Source organism: Bradyrhizobium sp. LB11.1, assembly GCF_040549385.1.
Classification (GTDB): domain Bacteria; phylum Pseudomonadota; class Alphaproteobacteria; order Rhizobiales; family Xanthobacteraceae; genus Bradyrhizobium.
Map to the genome: position 1 here is coordinate 55,536 of NZ_JBEPTH010000017.1, position 17,166 is coordinate 72,701.

The following is a 17,166-nucleotide window of genomic DNA, read 5'->3' on the forward strand; positions in this document are numbered from 1 at the left end:
GCTTGCGGGATAAACCGATGATCTGGTTCGGGGCCGAGATCGACGGCCCGATAGTCGTCACGCGCACAGTCCACTTCGCCGCCTCGGCGATGGTAGTTGGCGCACTGATTTTCCGTGGCTTCATCGCGGAACCGGCTTTGCGCGCGGCGCCGCCGGCGTGCGCGCTGATCAACAGGCAGGTCCGCGGCATCGCATGGATCAATCTCCCGATCGCGGTGGTCAGCGGACTGGCCTGGGTGCTGTTGCTGACGATGTCGTTGAGCGGCGAGAATCTCGGCGAGGCCGTGATGTCGGGGGCGCTGCGCGACGTCCTCAATTTGACTCAGTTCGGACGGGTGTCGGAGATTCGTTTCGCGCTCGCGATCGTGCTGGCGATTTGTCTGGTCTTTGACCGCTCAGTGTTGTGGCGCTGGCTCGGGTTGGCGATGGCTTTCTGCTTGATGGTATCGGTGGCCTGGACCGGACATGCCGCGTCCACGGCGCACGCATTGGGATACCTGCACCTCGGCAGCGATGTCCTACATCTTACCGCCGCGTCGGCCTGGATCGGCGGCCTGGTGCCGCTTGCGCTCCTGCTCGGCGCTGTCAGGTGCCATAAGGGTTTGGCTTCGCTGGAACTCGACGCTGTTCAGCGGTTTTCAACGCTCGGCATCGCCAGCGTCGCGACACTGATCCTGTCTGGGGTCATCAACGCCTGGATCCTGGTCGGTTCGTTCCGCGGACTGGTTGTGACTGGTTATGGGCAGCTCCTGATGCTCAAGCTCGCCGCCTTTGCGGTGATGCTTGTTTTCGCTGCACTGAACAGGTTTGCCCTGACGCCGCAGCTCGCCTCGCCTTCCGACGATAGGCGGCAAGGTGCGCTTCGCGCTCTCTCGCGCAATACAATGATCGAGATTGCGTTGGGGCTCTCGATCTTTGCCATGGTCGGCGTGCTCGGCACGCTCCATCCCGCCGCTCATCTCGTGAAATAAAATGGAATAGAAGGAGCCAACAATGCAAATGAGGACTCTCACAGTTGCAGCGACCGCCTGCGCTGTCTTGCTTGCGTCTTTGATGGCCGCGCCTTCCGCGCGCGCCGAGGACGTCAAAGCCGGCGATCTTGTCATCTCGCAGCCGTGGGCACGCGCCACGCCGGGCGGGGCCAAGATCGGCGGGGGCTACATGACCATCGAGAACAAGGGCGCTAGCCCCGATCGGTTGATTGGCGGATCGGCCGATATCGCAGACAAAGTTCAGCTCCACGAGATGACGACCGTCAACGGTGTCATGAAAATGCGGCCGCTCGAGGAAGGGGTCACGATCGAGCCCGGCAAGACAATCAAGCTGGCGCCGGGCGGCATTCACCTGATGCTGTTCGACCTGAAGGGGACGCTCAAGCAGGGCGACCAGGTGCCGGTGACGCTTCAATTCGAAAAGGCGGGCAAGGCTAACGTCACGCTCGATGTGCAGGGCGTCGGCGCGCAAGGCCCGGCTGGCGCCGGCAACATGGATATGAAGATGCACGACCACTCCGGCATGAAGACGTAAGGAATGATCCGGCAGCCGGTTTCGCGGTGACACGCCACACCTAGGCAGCCAAGCGGCGCTCCTCTTCGCCCTCTTCTGAATCGGCGCCCGAAGCCCTCTTCAGGAAGCGGGCCAGGGCGGCTTTGCGTGAGTCGCGGTCCAACGCGTAGGCGGTCTGCTTGAACTCGATGCCGTCAAGCAGCCCCTGAATGTAGCCGGAGAAGGGTCAACGCCGTTGAAGCCATTGGACGGTCAATTCCTGATGTTGCTTGCCATCCTCCCAGCTCAGGGTCACCCAATTCGTTGATGTTGGATACGAGATCAGGATTCGGCTGGGTCGATATCTGGCACCGGCCAAGGACGGATACTTGCTCAGATCAGGCGCTTCGAGCAGCAACTCGAAGCGAAAGCCCATGATGTTAATCGCCAACGCTTTAATATCATCCTGCTCGTCGGTCAGCGGCTGGAACTGAAAGCGCGGCATGTTTTCCATGATGTTGCCGCTGTTCATGGTGCAGTACAGCCCCGCCCCTGCGGGCCAATGCCGGGGGTCGTCAAGCATGTCGAGAATTGCCTCATCCCGCGAGAACGCGCCCGACAGTCGTTGTCTTCCGCGTGCCATGTTCCGGGACACGGCAGCTGCTTTGGCGGTTTTCAAAATCCAGCGTTCGAGGTCATGCCCGGATAGAATGGCGTGTCGCGACCCGGCATCGTGTTCGAGATAAGATTTGAGGGAGGCGAAGAAGTAATGTGCAGAGGCATCGAGCGGGCTAAACGCGCTGTTGTGCTTGGTACAGAGGCATTTTGTCTGGAGAGGCGGCATGATCTTCGTTTCGCCCGCTTCCAGCCACGGAACGCCTGAGATCGAGAACTCACCGTCGCCCATCAATACGCGGCAGACGGAATCCGAAATGATATGCTCGGCCGAGATGGGGGGAACGCATGATCCCAGCTCCTTCATGTAACATTTTTCGACACGTCCCGTGGCAGGCAGCGCTTTGAGTCCAAGGACTGCGGACGGCTTGTGCCAGCCCTGCCCGTTGAAGCAACAAAGGCGCGCGGTCTTCCCCGAGCTGCATGGACACGGTCCGTTTAAGACGGCTTCCCTTTTTCGCCTCGCTTCACCCATGGCTGCGCATTGGAGATCGAAATGTGATTGGGCGTGCCCCGGCAAGCCGGGTTTTGATCATTTGATTTCTGCATAGTCAGGCTTAGCAAATTTGCAAATCTATAAACTTGCCGTTGGTTTGAAATATTGCTATATTGCTTAGTATGACTGAGCATTCAGGCGGGAAACTAAACCACCTTGAACATACCCTCCCGGAAGGCCTATTGGTCGATGCTGGGTGGATGACGAAACATGGCTATTCGACAGGTCTGCGCAGCCAGTATGTCTCGGCTGGCTGGCTGGTTCAGCCGACGCGTGGAACTTTCAAGCGTCCGCTTGGCACTCTGACATGGCAGAAGGCCGTCATATCGCTTCAGACGCTGCTTGAGCGCCCCCTGATCGTCGGAGGGCGAACCGCGCTCGAATTGCAGGGCTTCTCGCACTACCTCCGGGCTGAAGGGCCGACCGTAGTTTATCTGTATGGTCCCACTGCTCCGCCCGGCTGGCTGTCCAAGCTTCCGCTCAAGGAACGCTTCACATTCCGCAAGAGCACAACGCTCTTCAAAGCCGATCCGGTGACGAAGGGGCTCAAGAACTTCGCCTGGAATGTCCAGAACAATACCGGCGCAGCCGCCGATGAATTCCAGGCAGGCCCATTCAAGCAGATATGGGGCCAGGGCGAATGGCCGCTCACCGTCTCATCGCCCGAGCGCGCGTTGCTCGAACTGCTCGACGAGCTGCCGAATAGCGAGAGCTTCCACCAGGCTGACATGCTTGTTGAGGGCTTGCGCAACCTCAGTCCCCGCAAGCTGCAAAAGCTGCTGGACGATTGCCGAAGCGTGAAAGTCAAAAGGCTGTTCTTCTGGTTTGCCGACCGGCACAACCATTCATGGCTGAAGCAAATAGACCGTGACAAGGTCGATTTGGGGAAAGGAAAGCGCATGCTGGTGAAAGGCGGAAGGCTCGATCCGAAATATTTGATCACCGTGCCGGAGGATCTCAGTGCCCCTGTCTGAACGCTATCGGCATCAGGTTGCGCTGCTAATCGAGACCTTGCCATTCGTTGCGGCGGAAAAGGATTTTGCTCTCAAAGGCGGGACTGCGATCAATCTATTCGTGCGCGATATGCCGCGTTTGTCAGTCGATATCGACTTAACCTACCTGCCTGTCGCCGGCCGGCCGGAATCGCTGGCCGCGATCGATGCGGGCATGAAAAGAATGGCTGTCGCCATTGGCAAGGGAATTCCGGGCGTCAAGTTGAATGAGGTCGTGAACCGCGCGGAAGGCATCGTTACCAAGCTGACACTTCAAAGGGCTGGCGCTCAGATCAAGATCGAAGTCACTCCCGTCCTTCGTGGTTGCGTCTTCGATCCCGAGATGCGATCCGTACGTCCCAACGTCGAGGAGAGCTTTGGTTTTGCGGAGACACAAGTCGTCTCGTTTTTCGACCTCTACGCAGGAAAAATCGTCGCGGCCCTTGACCGTCAACATCCTCGCGATCTTTTTGACATCCACGATCTTCTGGCGAATGAGGGAATCAGCGACGACCTGAGGCGCGCTTTCATCGTCTATCTCATCAGCCATGATCGGCCTATTTCGGAGGTTGTGGCGCCGCGGCGAAAGGATATCCGCCAGGAATTCGAGCACGGCTTCGAGGGTATGACCTCAGATCCGGTCTCGCTGGATGAGCTATTGAGAGCCCGCGAGAACTTGATCGCCGAGGTATCTGGAAAGATGCCGAAGGAGCATCGGGAATTTCTGATCGGATTCAAGCTCGGGAAGCCAGATTGGACTCTGCTGGGCGTCGATGGAGCGGCAGAGCTTCCCGCAGTCCGATGGAAGCAGATCAATCTTGATAAGCTGCGTGCCGCAGATCGCGAAAAGCTTGTGGGTCAGTTGATCGCAGTTCTTAAGTGACTGCGTTGTGCTGCATTCGGGTCGTAAGCGGATGGGCATGCAGTAGGGATGTGGAGTAGGCTCGGTCGCTATAGGATAAAGCAGGAGCCCTCATCGTATAATAGCGTAGAGAACACTGGTTTGACGATGTCGCAACAGAGGCCCAGCGTGACCTGCTCCCCAATTTGCCCTCGTTTATAAGTAGAGTCTGTTCTGGATCTGGCCCCTGTTGGGGCGGGTTGCGAACTCGGTCGGCGTGAGCCCGTTGAGGCTCGTGTGCGGTCGGTTGGTGTTGTAGTCGATCCTCCATTCTTCGATGATCTGGCGGGCCTCGTTGAGATTGGCGAACAGGTGCTCGTTCAGGCACTCGTCGCGCAGGCGGCCGTTGAAGCTTTCGACGAAGCCGTTCTGCATCGGCTTGCCGGGCGCGATGTAATGCCACTCGATCCCGAGTTCTTCCTGCCAGGCCAGGATGGCATTTGAAGTGAACTCGGTGCCGTTGTCGCTGACGATCATGCGTGGGCAGCCGCGACTTTCAATGATCTGGCCGAGTTCACGCGCCACGCGTAGCGCAGTGAGCGAGGTGTCGACGACCAGTCCGAGGCACTCCCGGGTGAAGTCATCGACCAAGGTCAGGATACGGAAGCGACGGCCGCTGACCAGCGTGTCCATCACGAAGTCGAGCGACCAACGCAAGTTCTGATCCTGCGGGAGCGATATCGGCGCCCTTGTGCCCAGCGCCCGTTTACGACCACCGCGCTTGCGCACGGTCAACTGCTCCTCCTTGTAGAGCCGGTACAGCTTCTTCCGATTGATCCGGACCCCTTGCCGAGCCAATAGCAGCCCCAGGCGACGGTAGCCGAAGCGGCGCCGTTGCGGCGTAAGAGCAGGTTCACGGAAGAGCAGATCATCAAGGTCTTGAAGGAACATGCTGCCGGGATGTCGGCGAGCGATCTGTGCCATAGCGCGACCGCCACTTGTAAAACGTCGCGTCGCTGATGCCGTGCTTGCTAGGCGAGATAGCGCGCAAGTGGCCATCCACCTAAATTAGGTCGGCTCACACGCGTTGGTGGTTTGATACTGAGAATGCAAACCGATATTGAGTTCGGGTTGAGATCAAACTGGCGGTTGTTCACGCCAGACGTCGAGCGGCTTTAGCTTTGTGCGTTATGTTTCTTCAAAGCGAAATCCGTCCTCCAACCCCACGTTCCGAACCTACGGTTTGCGCGGTGACTACGGGTGACATCTCGGAACTAATCGCAACAGGCGTTGTCGCGCGACATCAAATGCATTGCTGTCACTTCGAGCGAGCGGATATGATGGCGAAGTCAGTGCGGCGGAGAGAGTGTCAGTCAATCCCCATTGAAAGACAAAGTATTTTCGACCTTACTAAATCAAAACCCACTGTTTAAGCTACGGGCGGAGCCAAAGGTCGGCGGCCACCGGACCGGAGAGCGCCGAACTGCGCTCGATAGGTTCAAATCGCGGACTCGCAACCGCGAATCATCAGTTAATCTTCCGGCAAATTTCGTCGCCCGGTGATCCTGCGACTCAGTCTATGACCTCTTCGTCGCACAAAAAATGCGGGTGCACATAGATGCCAAATTCCAATGATGTCGCCGGCAACGAGATGCTTTGGGAGCGGATCCTGTCCCCGCTCGTCGTCCCTGGTCTCATTCTAACAGCCAAAGGCAACCTGAATCTTGTAGCCGAGTACCTGGGATGTGATCAGAACGTCCACTTCCCGTTTGCGTGCCTTGTTGCCGGTACTGGCGGAACGGGCGTCGTTGATTCATGGGCATGTTTGGATGACCACCTAGGGGCTGTTTGGATTCGTCTTGAATTTATCGCGGCGCGGTGAGATTGATCAGCTACCGTAGGAAACGCTCGGCACGGGTTCGGCGAGTACCGCGTGGCGTCGTGCCCGTTTGCTTCGGCGTAGTTCAGAATAATGTCACGCCGGCCCTCTGGAACCATGGAGGACGTAACCGCTTGCGGCAGGCATAAGAGTGGTCCTTCAGCCGGAAATTCGACGGGCGGGGACGACCTGCAAGACTGAGCTGCGACCAATCTTCTCGCAAAGGAAGTCCGCCGGTTACGCGCCGGCGGACTTCAACCGAAATTCCTCCGACGCGGTGAGCTGGCTGATGGTCCAGCACTTGTTCACCAAAGTTCGGCTCAACCGATGTCGGCTGATGATCGCGCACCTATCAGCCTGCGGGCATTGATAAGGACGGGCTCACTACCTTGGACGGTGCGCATCTCCCTCAGCATAGGCATTCGACGTGGCGGTCGCCGATGAAGTGCGATTGCAGGAACCACCGCCTCCTACCTTCGATGCCCGACATTGATCCAGGCTCGTGAAGCCGTAAATCTTTGTGCCATCAGGTCCGCTAAGATACCAGCTTTCTTTGGCGGGAGGCGCAGCGGCGGGGGGCGTAGCGGCGACCGCCGACAGAGTTGTGAGAACGAGACCTATGCAGCAAGCCGCTGCGAGTGACAAGCGACCAGGACGCAATAGCGTATTCATCTAAACTTCCTCCGTGAGCATTGAAGTCATGTGCTGACGAGAAGAGACCTAGGGCGAGAGCCCATATGGTTCAAATGAACTGTCTTTATCGTCCAATTCACAGGTTGCATTTTTCTCGTATCGAATTATCCGACTGACCGCTGTCGACCTCAGGCGGGTCCGCGACCCGCGGAGGCAGACGCCGCCGGCCACTTCACCAGGCGATAGCGGCATCAGGCGCTTCAATAGCCGAAAACGATTTCGTAGCCACGTACTCCTCCAAGCGCAGCAGCAACTCCTGTCAACAGGAATGCAATCCAAAACAGCGCAGCACGCGGAAGGCGCGTCAATGACGCAAGCCCGATCGTTGTCAATAGGCCCACGGCGATGACCATGAGAGCGAGGCCGTAGCCAGGTCCGCCAGGATAACGGGAGCAACCGGCCAAAGCGCTCCCGAGGACCTGAGTGATCGCCGCTATCGGCCAGAAGAACAACTCGTCGACTGGATGATCGGTGAGAGCAGCGGATGTCCCAGTGTTGCGATAGCAAAGCACAAACGAGAGCACGAGCAACGGAACGATTTGCAAGGTCGCAGCGGGATCGCCAACGCCCAAGGCGGCATCAATCGTCCGCGCGAGCACCACACCGAGCACACTCGCCGCGAACAGAGCTGACCAGAACGTCACTCTGGCAAGCTGTGGTGCTGCGGCCCGCCACACGAGTGCACCGCCAAACCAGAGCATCAATGCAACAATCACACGTCCGGAGTGATGCAAGTAACTCCGATTGAGTGCCTCACCCAAGATCCCGCCGCCTGCCGTGACGACTAACCTGTTTGTCCAGAACCCGATCGCGATCTCCGGCACCCCGCCCGTCCCGTTCGCTGGTCCTCGGTCGCGCGAAGAGGGCCTTTCAACACTGCTGTACGGTGGCAAGGCAGGTCTCCTCCGCTATCGAGATTGAGCGACAAGACATTGCTTCAGGCATCCTGCGGAGACGGTCCGCGGCTCCTCCCAGGCACCATTAAGCTGAGGCTGGCACACACTGGCCGATCTCTTCGGATTCTAAATCGCGACGCTAGCTGCTACGATTGTCTTGCGAAGCCACATGTGAGCCGGCGCGTCATCGAACCGTCGATGCCACGTCATTACCGTGCGAAGGTTAGGAGAATCGAATGGAAGCTCAAGGACTTCAATCGGATAGGCACGGCGGAATTCCTCTGCGAGCTTTCCTCCAAGGATCGCGACCAAATTCGATTGCACGAGCACCGCGCCGGCCGACAAATAAGGGACGTCTAAAGCGATCGTTCGGCTCTTTTTCAAGCCTTCATCGATAAAGCTCAAGTCCTCGGCGGCGGAGCTGATTGCAAGATGTTGGACTTCGGCCAGCCCCGCCACCGTCAACTGAGCACGAAGTGCAGGGTGTCCTGTTCTAAGCGCCGCCACGTAGCGGTCGTCGATCAGTACTTGGGAAGCGAAGCGCTCTCCATCACATTTTTGCGCAGTGATGGCGATATCAAGTTCCCCGCGGTCCAGCTTATCGGCAATATTGAGCGTTCCGCTCGGTACGAGAGACAGGCGAAGTTTGGGCGCCCGTGCACAGGTTGCCGCCACGATAGGGCCTGAGGCTACGACCGCGGCATAGTTGTTCACGGCGATGATGAAGCGTCGGTCCGCCGTGGCGGCTTCAAAACTGTCTCCCTCGACGGCCAGTTGCAGGTCGTTCAACGCCTTCCGGATTGGTAGCGCGAGTTGCTCCGCTCTGGGAGTGGGAATCATGCCCGCCGGCGTCCGAACAAACAGCCGGTCCTTCAGCGCATGCCTGAGTCTGTTCAACGCGTGGCTAACAGCAGGTTGGCTCATCGCCAGCACGTCGGCGGCCCGCACCACGCTTCGCTCCGTCAGCACCGTATCGAAGACCAACAGCAGATTAAGATCGATATTGCGAAATCGCACAAGGTGCCTCATACGCGTGGCGTGAACTAACCGATTTTGACGATTCACGTGAATAATAACGATCGTCAATGTGCACAGTGTTTGGCGACTACGAAATGTTCGGCTTATCAAGACGAGGCGGCCGGCGCAGCGTCGGTGATGGAATCGCCACCATCGACGAGAATACGGCAGATCAGTCCTTCGGCATCGAAGCTGAGTTGTGCGCGACCATACGCTCCGAGTGCGCCCGCAATCAGACGCGAACCGAAGCCGCGACGCACTGGTTCTTTCACAGGCGGTCCACCACGTTCTGCCCAGATGATCGCAAGCTGTTGCGTATTAGGACCGCACGGTACGCTCTCCCATGAAATCTCTACCCTTCCGGAGGGCGAGCTTAGGGAGCCGTGTTTATAGGCGTTCGTTGCGAGCTCATGAAAAATGAGGTGCAGCGCAACCGCAATGCTTGGCGCAACCTCGACATCGGGTCCCGCCGCGACGACCTGCATCCGATCGGCCGCATAGGGCCGGATCGCCTGCTCCATGAGCGCGGCGAGTTCAAGTGTAGAACTCGGCCCCGACATCTCATGGCAGCGCCGCAGCACCGAGAGGCGACTCAGCAATTCGGCGCGATATTCTTTAACCGGCCTGATCTGCGTTTGCCGGATCACTGCCTCGACGATGGCGAGCAGATTACGGGCCCTGTGATTTAGCTCTGCAATCAACAATGCGCCATCCTCGCTGTTCGCATCTCCAGCAGCCGCCCCTTCCGCACTGGTGGGATCATCGACTTCGATGCGGGAGCAAATCGTGTTGCCGTGCAGGTCTTGACCTTGCTGGTACATCTCGGATTCTTCCATTGCGAACATCTGCAAAATAATGAGTTGGCTGAGACCGAGACGCTATTAAATTAAAGTACAGCTAAAGCCGGTTTGCGGCGTGCTCACGCAATTCTGAGCACGGCGTTCCCACAGAGCCAGCGCCAGGCACCTCCCGCCGGCGCTCGCGTGAGATATCCTGAAGGATATCGAGCTGCATCTGCGGGATCTCGGCGAGTCGCTGCCACTGGCGCGACATCAGATAGTCCATTTTCTCATGAAGGTGTCTGATCTCGAGCTCGGCCTTGAGGTTAACCTCGTAGTCGTTCTGCGATCGCAGCCTATCCTTGGCGTCCTGACGCTTCTGGCTCATCATGATGATCGGATCCTGGAGCGCAGCAACACATGAGAGGATGAGGTTCAGCAGAATGTAGGGATAGGGATCGAAACGGAATGCATCGGACGCCACCTGGTTGAAACCGATCCAAACCGCAAGCGCGACCATGAACCATAAGATAAACGCCCAGCTTCCGCCAAAATCAGCCAAATGGTCGGAAAGCCGCTCACCGACTGTCCGCTGCACCTCATATTCGGCATCGATATTCTCGGTAATCGTGTCCTGATTGGCCAGACTTTCTGCGACCTGACGGTCAAGCTCCGTCAATTCACCATGCTCGGCTTGCAGCAGCTCCTCGACGTAAATTCGGCGATAGCTCGCTGCCTCGCCGCGGCTGATGAGCGCTCCGGGCGCGAGCGTGGGGTGGTCAACGCGAATCCGCTCGACCAATTTTGGCGCCAGCTGATCGAGCGAAACCAGATTGGACCGGTTGTCGTCACGACCGGAGATCGCGCTCAGTGCTCGGTCATGCCGGCTTGAACGAGCCTGCGCTGGCTTGGCTGGGTTAGGCTCGTCCATCCTATCCCCCTCGGTGGCTGCCATAGCGAGATCCAAATGCCCTGGTGGCGGTCGCGACAACCCAGGCGGTGATGAGGAAGGGAAGCAGCGGGGCATAGAGCCGCGCATGGAGGAGGAGAAGCCCGCCGGCCGTGGCACCGATTACCAGAGAGGCGAGCACAGCTCTCAATCGATGTCGTTCCTCGCCCGTCAGCGGCTCATGCGCCAAGTCGCCGACAACGAAGATGAACGTGGCGGTCGCGGCCGTCGTGAAGACGCCACTCACATTCAGCCGCCGAACCGCTCCGCTTTGCATTCCCATCGCGATGGCCCAGACGACTAAGAGAGCCAGCGTAGCGTTCGCGCCCGGCCGCGCGTCTGTTGCGAGCCAGATCAGCACGAACCCGACGTGACCCAGCAGCGAGAGCCCAAGCGCATACGTCGTCTGCTGCGGCCACACCGCACCAAGAGGCTCCCGATATTGCTCCGACCCGGATGGACGCCGGACAACAATTCTCGTGCCCAGATAGATGCCGATTGCGAAGCCAGCCATCGATGCCAGGACGGCAATTGTACTGGGCGCCCTGGGGTTCTGCGAAATGCCGAGCCCGAGAAAGGCGATGTTTCCGGTCATGAAGGCCGTGAAGACCTTTCCCAGGGCAATGAAACTGATTGCGTCCACCGCGCCCGACGAAACCGTAAGCGTGAAAAGCAGCCGGTCACGGAGGCTGATTTCGCGAGTGAGGTCGCCGGGCTCCGCCGAGATAGCGCTCATGACAAACCTCCTCGCGGGTCGACGCAGAACTCGGAGGATCGCCGGTTTTTCCCGGCGATCCTCAACAGAACTAAGGAGCCCGACTCTGCGGCTTCGTGAGGGACAGCCTTTCTCGGTCTGCTTTTGCCGACGATCAGACCGGCACGATGCCGCGACGATCCCTCGGAAGTTTCTTGAGATCCTCTCGGGTCAGATTCAGATGCTGCATGAGCAATTCAGGCGGGAGATGGCCGAACCACTCCGCAAGCGACACCTCTTCGTATCGGCTGGTCCGGAATACCTCCAGGAACTGCAGAACGTCATTGCCGGTGTTCTCGACGTAGTGACCAAGATTCTTCCGCACCACACCGACATCGCCCGGGCGGAAGTCGTTCGTCGTGGCCTTCGGCCCGGTATTGAAGACCGTCATCCGTGCTTGCCCGCGCAGGTAGTACTGCCATTCGTCGGCGTTCGGGTGCCAGTGCATCTCCCTCATCCCGCCCGGCTCGACTGTGACCAGGGCAGACGCGATGGTTCTGGAGATCTTGAAATTCGTACTGTCCGCGATCTGAATGCAGCCACCACTGCTTTGCTTGACCGGTTTGGAGCGGGAAAGGTGAAAGACCACCGGTTCGGTGTCTGCTCGGACGCGCGCCGCGGCCTTGTCGGCGGCTAGGTTTCCCGGCTCCTCGCCCTGGAAGATCCAGAGATTGCTGAGGGGAATGTTCCTGAAAACCTCTTTGGGCACACCGAAGTTCTTGGCCAGCACCTCCGGTGGCGTGTGCGCGATCCAATCAGTGACGAGCAGCGTGTTACTTTCGGACTGCTTGCCGCTATCGAAGGCAAGGACAAACTCGGCACCCTCGGGGCCAAGGCCCTGCAGCGAGTGCGGCAGGCCAGCCGGGAAATACCAAAGGTCCCCCTCCTCGACATCGTCGATGCTCGGACGCCCCTGAGCGTCGATGGTCGTGATGCGACATCTTCCGCGCGTCATGACCGCCCACTCGGCGGTCTGGTGCCAATGCAACTCGCGGACGCCGCCCGGAGCCAGATGCATGTTCACGCCAGCGATCTCCTCCGAGATCGTAAAGTCCTCAGAGGTGAGTTCGCGTGCCCAGCCTCCGTTCTGGATCCGTTTGGGCGAGATGTTAAACGACGACCAGAAGAAGGGCTGCGTGCTGATATCGGTGGCGGGCGGATCAATTTGCGAGGGGAACTGACTTTCGATGACCTGATTGCGTGGGCCATCGCTTCGTAGGCTCTCGGGGTTGCCCGTCGTGTTCATCCGCCCCTGAGGCGGCAAATCAGGATTGCCGAAGGCCGGCGTCGGATGGTTCGGAACGGATTTAATTGTGTTCGGCTGATTGGCGATGGGCACTGGTTTCTCCTTTGGATCGTGCGCTGGGCTTTGTGCTGGCTGGAGGCGGCGACCAACCGCGAACCGGCCTCCTGTCCTCCGTGCCGCCAGCTACACACGGCCTCCCAGATGGAAAGCAAGCCAAATGTTCTCAACTAAAAACGGATTTAGGATTGAAGCTCTTAACCAGCACGTTAGAACGCATCGAATTGAACGGCTCACCGCAGGTGCTTACGTGATGACCCGCGCGATCACCCGCGAGCTATTTCGAGGCAGCGGGCTCGCGGGTCGCTTGGCTCGATCTACGTCGGCCTGCAGCTATTCGCTTTGCTGGCGTGTCGACCGCCCGTTAGCTTCGAATTTATGTTTCTAAACGCCCGTTTAATGGCTTGGCGAGTGTAGGGAGCGTAATTTCCTTTTCGTCATCATAGATCGGAAGGCGCCCCTGCGATGTCAACGAATGAAAGCCTCAACCCAAATCAGCTTCGCGACGCGCGGGCCGACTTCGTCCACCAACATTGGGTGCTTTACCTCATGGAGGGTTTGCTCCTCCTCGCCCTTGGTGTCGTCGCCATCATCATCCCGCCGATCGCCACGTTGAGCGCGACGATCGTGATCGGCTGGGTCTTTCTGGCAGCCGGCGTCTTCGGCCTGGCCTCCACATTCCGGGCACGTCATGCAGCCGGTTTCTGGTGGTCGCTGATCTCTGCCGTGGCCGGAATCGCCGCTGGTCTGGTCCTGCTGGCCTGGCCGTTCAGCGGATCCGTTTCCCTCACGCTCGTAATGATCGCCTTCTTCACCGTCGAGGGCATCGCGTCAATCATGTTTGGCCTCGAACACCGCCGAGGCGTGCCGACGTGGGGCTCGTTCGTCGCAAGCGGCGTGATCGATCTGCTCATCGCGGCCATCGTCTTCCATGGCTTTCCAGGAACCGCCACATGGGCGCTCGGCCTGCTGGTCGGCATCGACATGATCTTTGGCGGTGCCGCCCTCGCCGTCCTCGCACTTCATCTGCGCAGATGAGTGGGTCTTTTACCGCACTGGAAGCAGATTCAGCGCGAAGCGCGGATGGACTGCGCCGCCTAGATCACAACCACCCTATGACTGCTGGAGTGTGGCCCTGAAACCGCTTTTTCTCGTTTGCCTCGCCCTCGTCGTCAGCTTTCCGACCGTTGCCGCGTTCGCGCGCGGCGGCGTAGGAGCCTCTCACATGTCTGAAACGGGGGGCGTATTCGGAACGAGCGCTGCTGCGCCCGGCACTAATTCGCTCGGGACGGCGCTGGCAGCATCGGGCACCGGCAGCCGCATGAAAGGAGCTTTGCTCGGCACTGACCCCGCCATTGACCGCGAGCAAGCGAAGGTTGATAAAATGATAGATTCCATCTGCCGCGGCTGCTGAAACGACCGCGGAAGGCTTGCTCGCGCCGGGAGCCGCAGGCGTGTAGGTTTAGCAGTGCGTTGCATGGTTGAAGTCGGCTGCCGCGCCTACTGGCGCAAAGCAGGAACGAGGCTAACAGCGAATTTAATAGTTGCTGCCGATGTGCTAGAGCTATCTCGTTGTTTACGGAGGTGTGCGAGAGACATATCCCCTTGGGGCCTGGGACAACGTGATGCCGAAAGTACTGCTGATTGAAGATGATCACGAAACGGCCGACGAGATCGTAGCCGAGCTGGCTGATCGCGGGTATGAAGTTGATTATGCGGCTACGGGAATAGAGGGCCTGGACAAGGCACGTGCGGCGGAAGCCGACGTCATGATTGTGGACCGGTTGCTCCCCGGCGTAGACGGCCTGACCATCATCGAGGTCGCGCGAAAGGAGCAGGTACGGACTCCCGTCCTGGTACTGAGCGCGCTCGGAGCCGTCGATGACCGTGTGCGCGGCTTGCGGGCTGGCGGCGACGACTATCTCACGAAGCCGTTTGCCGTCGCCGAACTGATCGCCCGGATCGAAGCGCTGTTGCGCCGACCTGGCGACGCCAGGGAAACGGTGTTGCGAGTTGGGCCGCTCGAGCTCGATCTTCTTGAGCGTATAGTCAGCCGCAACGGCCGCCATATTGATCTTCTCCCGCGCGAATTTCGCCTGCTTGAATATATGATGCGTCGCAAGGACCAACTGCTGACGCGGGGCATGCTGTTCGAGGAGGTCTGGAATTACAAGTTCGTTCCCGACAGCAATCTGGTTGATGTCCACATGGGACGCCTGCGACGGAAGATCGATGCGTCGGGCGAAATTCCGATGATCCACAACGTCCGGGGAGAAGGATTCATTTTGCGTGCTCCTTCCTGAATTTGCCCGCACACCGACGTTTCGGTACATCCTATTCATCTTCGGGGCGTTCGCGGTTTGCATCGTCCTGATCGCCGGCTTCGTCTATTGGCAGACCTCGGCCTATGTGACATCGACCGTCGACGAGATTATCGTCGATCGCGCAAACGCGTTTGCCGGGCTCGCCGCCGATCAGCGGCTTGAGGCGATTGAGGAACAAGTGACCACCGATCCTCTTCGCGTGAAGCTGATCGGGTTGTTCGATCTCCAAGGCAAACGCATCACCGGCAATATCGACGCCCTCCCGCAAGGTCTCAGATCCGACGAGCCGCGGGAGCTAATGATCGTACGGCGCGATTTACATGGACGTGAGATGCAGATAGCACGCGCGGTTGCGCGCTGGATCGACGGTGGTCAGACCCTTGTTGTCGGGCGTGCGCTGGATCAGGTGACTCAACTCGGGAGGACCATGGACCGGGTCCTGACCTGGGGCCTCATTCCCGCCCTTGGGATTGGTTTGGTGCTCGGGTCGTTTCTGAGTATCCGGGCGCGACAACGTGTTGAGCAGCTCAATGCATTGGTGCAAAGAATCGTCATCGGCGATCTGCACGAGCGGCTGCCAACCCACGGCGGCAAGAGCCCATTCAACGAGCTTGCGACGCTGATCAACGGCATGCTGGATGAAATCGAGACGCTGCTGCGCAGTGTTGCCGGCGTCGGAGACGATATCGCTCATGACCTGCGAACGCCGCTGACACGCGTCAGGGTGACGCTGGAACGCGCTCGGCAAAACGCAAGCACACTCGACCAGCTGCGCAGTGCCATCGACCAGGCTATTGCCGGCCTCGACCAGTCACTCGCGATGGTTACCGCTCTGCTGCGTATTGCGGAGATCGAACATGGTCGCCGGCTGGCGGGATTCGCTGAGGTGGCCATTCCGGAGTTGCTGCGTGAGGTCGGCGATCTCTATGAACCGATCGCGGAAGACAAAGGCGTGACACTGACGGTCGAGACAAGTGGAGAGAGCCGCGTGCGTGGAGATCGCGATCTCCTGTTCGAGGCCATTGCGAATCTCGTCGATAATGCCATCAAGTTCACGCCCGAAGGTGGGTGCGTCGATCTGAAGCTTTGCCGGATCGGCGATGAAGATGCTGTTCGTGTCAGCGATACCGGACCCGGCATTGCAGCCGCCGACCGTGAACTGGTTGCAAGGCGCTTTTTTCGTTCCGACAAGAGCCGTACCAAGCCGGGACTTGGGCTGGGCTTGAGTCTCGTCAATGCTATCACGAGGCTCCACGGATTTCGGTTTGCGATATCGGCCGGTCCGGGGTGCGTGGCTGAAATCGCTTTCCCGCGCGTGGCCTCCTGAAACCAGCGACTGCAAGGCTAGATCAGGCCGCAAGCCTTAGATTTTTGCCGGACATCGAGGGTACATGGCCCCATAAATTCGAATTTAGCTTCGTAACCGGCAATTTAGTGGAGCCGGACCATCGCTTCCGTATCTTCAATTCGAGACTAGGCGCCCGGGCGAAGCGCGTTCGCGGGTGCTCAGTCGTGCAGAAAGAACGATAGGAGCCTTGGATGCGATCCCTATTCACGTTAGCTGCGCTCGCAGTCCTCTGTTCAAGCGCGGCAAGCGCGCAAACCGCAGTCATGTCGTCGGGCTTGGGAGCCACGTCTCCGCTCGGCACCCTCGGCTCAAACGGAAGCAGCGGCAACGGCAGCATCAGCACCACGATCCCGCTCGCCGCAACCGAAGTTGATCCGGGCGGCCTCAGCCCGGCACCGAGCTCGAGCTGTAATTCGAGCGGCGCAACAACTGCGATAGGCAACATGAGCTCCAGCTCAACCTTCGACGGCGGCGGCATAAGCTCGACATCCAGCTGTAGCTCGAGTTCGACGAGCAGCACGACTGCCGCTTCGTCCGCCGACGCTGCGAACACCGGGACCAGTCTGGTCGGCGGCACGATTCCGCTCGACGCAACCGAAACCGCGGGTGCCGGCCTTAGTCCGATGCTTCCGATTCCTGCGCCGACCGTATCCACCACAATATCCGGCACGACAGTAACGGGAGCGACGGCGCCGTGCACGGGCTCGGTCAGTTCCGGGTCGAACGTCACCACGA

Annotated in this window: 17 protein-coding genes and 2 pseudogenes; 9 read left to right on the plus strand and 10 right to left on the minus strand. The window is 59.1% G+C overall.

All coding sequences use genetic code 11. The annotated features are described in order from the left end of the window. Window positions 1-17: 17 nt before the first annotated feature. Together copD and ABIA96_RS31485 are read left to right on the plus strand one after the other, a co-directional pair. The gene (gene copD / locus ABIA96_RS31480) at window positions 18-971 is read left to right on the plus strand and encodes a copper homeostasis membrane protein CopD (protein ID WP_354140813.1); all 954 of its coding nucleotides are present in this window, start codon (window positions 18-20) and stop codon (window positions 969-971) included. Between the two features lie 22 nt (window positions 972-993). Next, a complete protein-coding gene (locus ABIA96_RS31485) occupies window positions 994-1,527 on the plus strand; it encodes a copper chaperone PCu(A)C (RefSeq protein ID WP_502918861.1) in 534 nt (177 codons plus the stop codon). Between the two features lie 40 nt (window positions 1,528-1,567). On the opposite strand, the pseudogene ABIA96_RS31490 reads toward ABIA96_RS31485, so the two are convergent. Both ABIA96_RS31490 and ABIA96_RS31495 read right to left on the minus strand, forming a co-directional pair. Then, a pseudogene (locus ABIA96_RS31490) lies at window positions 1,568-1,726 on the minus strand (integrase); the annotation flags it as partial. Between the two features lie 6 nt (window positions 1,727-1,732). Beyond that, window positions 1,733-2,467: a hypothetical protein gene (locus ABIA96_RS31495; protein ID WP_354140815.1), complete on the minus strand. Its 735-nt coding sequence runs from the start codon at window positions 2,465-2,467 to the stop codon at window positions 1,733-1,735. Window positions 2,468-2,778: 311 nt separating this feature from the next. Here ABIA96_RS31495 and ABIA96_RS31500 point away from each other — a divergent pair, with 311 nt between their 5' ends. Both ABIA96_RS31500 and ABIA96_RS31505 read left to right on the plus strand, forming a co-directional pair. Further along, window positions 2,779-3,630: a type IV toxin-antitoxin system AbiEi family antitoxin domain-containing protein gene (locus ABIA96_RS31500; RefSeq protein ID WP_354140816.1), complete on the plus strand. Its 852-nt coding sequence runs from the start codon at window positions 2,779-2,781 to the stop codon at window positions 3,628-3,630. Beyond that, the gene (locus ABIA96_RS31505) at window positions 3,617-4,531 is read left to right on the plus strand and encodes a nucleotidyl transferase AbiEii/AbiGii toxin family protein (RefSeq protein WP_247280256.1); all 915 of its coding nucleotides are present in this window, start codon (window positions 3,617-3,619) and stop codon (window positions 4,529-4,531) included. Before ABIA96_RS31500 ends, ABIA96_RS31505 begins: the two co-directional genes overlap by 14 nt. A gap of 174 nt (window positions 4,532-4,705) precedes the next feature. Here the strand turns inward: ABIA96_RS31505 and ABIA96_RS31510 are convergent. After that, window positions 4,706-5,407 (minus strand): annotated as a pseudogene (locus ABIA96_RS31510) (IS3 family transposase); the annotation flags it as partial. 700 nt (window positions 5,408-6,107) lie between these two features. Here ABIA96_RS31510 and ABIA96_RS31520 point away from each other — a divergent pair. Further along, window positions 6,108-6,371: a hypothetical protein gene (locus tag ABIA96_RS31520; protein ID WP_354140817.1), complete on the plus strand. Its 264-nt coding sequence runs from the start codon at window positions 6,108-6,110 to the stop codon at window positions 6,369-6,371. An 890-nt stretch (window positions 6,372-7,261) separates the two neighbouring features. Here the strand turns inward: ABIA96_RS31520 and ABIA96_RS31525 are convergent. From ABIA96_RS31525 to ABIA96_RS31550, 6 genes are all read right to left on the minus strand, one after another. Then, entirely contained in the window at window positions 7,262-7,885 is a 624-nt protein-coding gene (locus ABIA96_RS31525) for a hypothetical protein (protein ID WP_354140818.1), read from the minus strand. 198 nt (window positions 7,886-8,083) lie between these two features. After that, window positions 8,084-8,974: a LysR family transcriptional regulator gene (locus ABIA96_RS31530; RefSeq protein ID WP_354140819.1), complete on the minus strand. Its 891-nt coding sequence runs from the start codon at window positions 8,972-8,974 to the stop codon at window positions 8,084-8,086. Window positions 8,975-9,081: 107 nt separating this feature from the next. Further along, the gene (locus tag ABIA96_RS31535; protein ID WP_354140820.1) at window positions 9,082-9,810 is read right to left on the minus strand and encodes an HWE histidine kinase domain-containing protein; all 729 of its coding nucleotides are present in this window, start codon (window positions 9,808-9,810) and stop codon (window positions 9,082-9,084) included. A 61-nt stretch (window positions 9,811-9,871) separates the two neighbouring features. Next, the gene (locus ABIA96_RS31540) at window positions 9,872-10,684 is read right to left on the minus strand and encodes a DUF1003 domain-containing protein (protein WP_354140821.1); all 813 of its coding nucleotides are present in this window, start codon (window positions 10,682-10,684) and stop codon (window positions 9,872-9,874) included. Between the two features lies 1 nt (window position 10,685). After that, window positions 10,686-11,438 carry a YoaK family protein gene (locus ABIA96_RS31545; protein WP_354140822.1) on the minus strand — a complete coding sequence of 251 codons (753 nt, stop codon included), beginning with the start codon at window positions 11,436-11,438 and terminating at the stop codon, window positions 10,686-10,688. A 133-nt stretch (window positions 11,439-11,571) separates the two neighbouring features. Continuing rightward, window positions 11,572-12,795 (minus strand): cupin domain-containing protein, encoded by a 1,224-nt coding sequence (locus ABIA96_RS31550; RefSeq protein WP_354140823.1) that lies wholly within the window; start codon window positions 12,793-12,795, stop codon window positions 11,572-11,574. A gap of 429 nt (window positions 12,796-13,224) precedes the next feature. On the opposite strand from ABIA96_RS31550, the gene ABIA96_RS31555 reads away from it, so the two are divergent. The 4 genes from ABIA96_RS31555 to ABIA96_RS31570 all read left to right on the plus strand — a co-directional run bounded on the left by ABIA96_RS31555 (window position 13,225) and on the right by ABIA96_RS31570 (window position 16,410). Next, entirely contained in the window at window positions 13,225-13,797 is a 573-nt protein-coding gene (locus tag ABIA96_RS31555; RefSeq protein WP_354140824.1) for an HdeD family acid-resistance protein, read from the plus strand. Between the two features lie 187 nt (window positions 13,798-13,984). Beyond that, entirely contained in the window at window positions 13,985-14,173 is a 189-nt protein-coding gene (locus ABIA96_RS31560) for a hypothetical protein (RefSeq protein WP_354140825.1), read from the plus strand. 211 nt (window positions 14,174-14,384) lie between these two features. Further along, entirely contained in the window at window positions 14,385-15,062 is a 678-nt protein-coding gene (locus ABIA96_RS31565; RefSeq protein WP_354140826.1) for a response regulator transcription factor, read from the plus strand. Continuing rightward, window positions 15,049-16,410 carry a sensor histidine kinase gene (locus ABIA96_RS31570; RefSeq protein ID WP_354140827.1) on the plus strand — a complete coding sequence of 454 codons (1,362 nt, stop codon included), beginning with the start codon at window positions 15,049-15,051 and terminating at the stop codon, window positions 16,408-16,410. Before ABIA96_RS31565 ends, ABIA96_RS31570 begins: the two co-directional genes overlap by 14 nt. A 22-nt stretch (window positions 16,411-16,432) precedes the next feature. Here ABIA96_RS31570 and ABIA96_RS31575 read toward each other — a convergent pair whose 3' ends face one another. Continuing rightward, entirely contained in the window at window positions 16,433-17,164 is a 732-nt protein-coding gene (locus tag ABIA96_RS31575) for a hypothetical protein (protein WP_354140828.1), read from the minus strand. Between the last annotated feature and the right edge of the window lie 2 nt (window positions 17,165-17,166).

Coding starts and splice junctions, on each gene's coding strand:
- ABIA96_RS31520 (WP_354140817.1), top strand. CDS start 6,108: ATGCCAAATTCCAATGATGTCGCCGGCAACGAGATGCTTTGGGAGCGG.
- ABIA96_RS31540 (WP_354140821.1), bottom strand. CDS start 10,684: ATGGACGAGCCTAACCCAGCCAAGCCAGCGCAGGCTCGTTCAAGCCGG.
- ABIA96_RS31535 (WP_354140820.1), bottom strand. CDS start 9,810: ATGGAAGAATCCGAGATGTACCAGCAAGGTCAAGACCTGCACGGCAAC.
- ABIA96_RS31495 (WP_354140815.1), bottom strand. CDS start 2,467: ATGAAGGAGCTGGGATCATGCGTTCCCCCCATCTCGGCCGAGCATATC.
- ABIA96_RS31485 (WP_502918861.1), top strand. CDS start 994: ATGCAAATGAGGACTCTCACAGTTGCAGCGACCGCCTGCGCTGTCTTG.
- ABIA96_RS31565 (WP_354140826.1), top strand. CDS start 14,385: ATGCCGAAAGTACTGCTGATTGAAGATGATCACGAAACGGCCGACGAG.
- ABIA96_RS31500 (WP_354140816.1), top strand. CDS start 2,779: ATGACTGAGCATTCAGGCGGGAAACTAAACCACCTTGAACATACCCTC.
- ABIA96_RS31560 (WP_354140825.1), top strand. CDS start 13,985: ATGTCTGAAACGGGGGGCGTATTCGGAACGAGCGCTGCTGCGCCCGGC.
- ABIA96_RS31555 (WP_354140824.1), top strand. CDS start 13,225: ATGTCAACGAATGAAAGCCTCAACCCAAATCAGCTTCGCGACGCGCGG.
- ABIA96_RS31545 (WP_354140822.1), bottom strand. CDS start 11,438: ATGAGCGCTATCTCGGCGGAGCCCGGCGACCTCACTCGCGAAATCAGC.
- copD (WP_354140813.1), top strand. CDS start 18: ATGATCTGGTTCGGGGCCGAGATCGACGGCCCGATAGTCGTCACGCGC.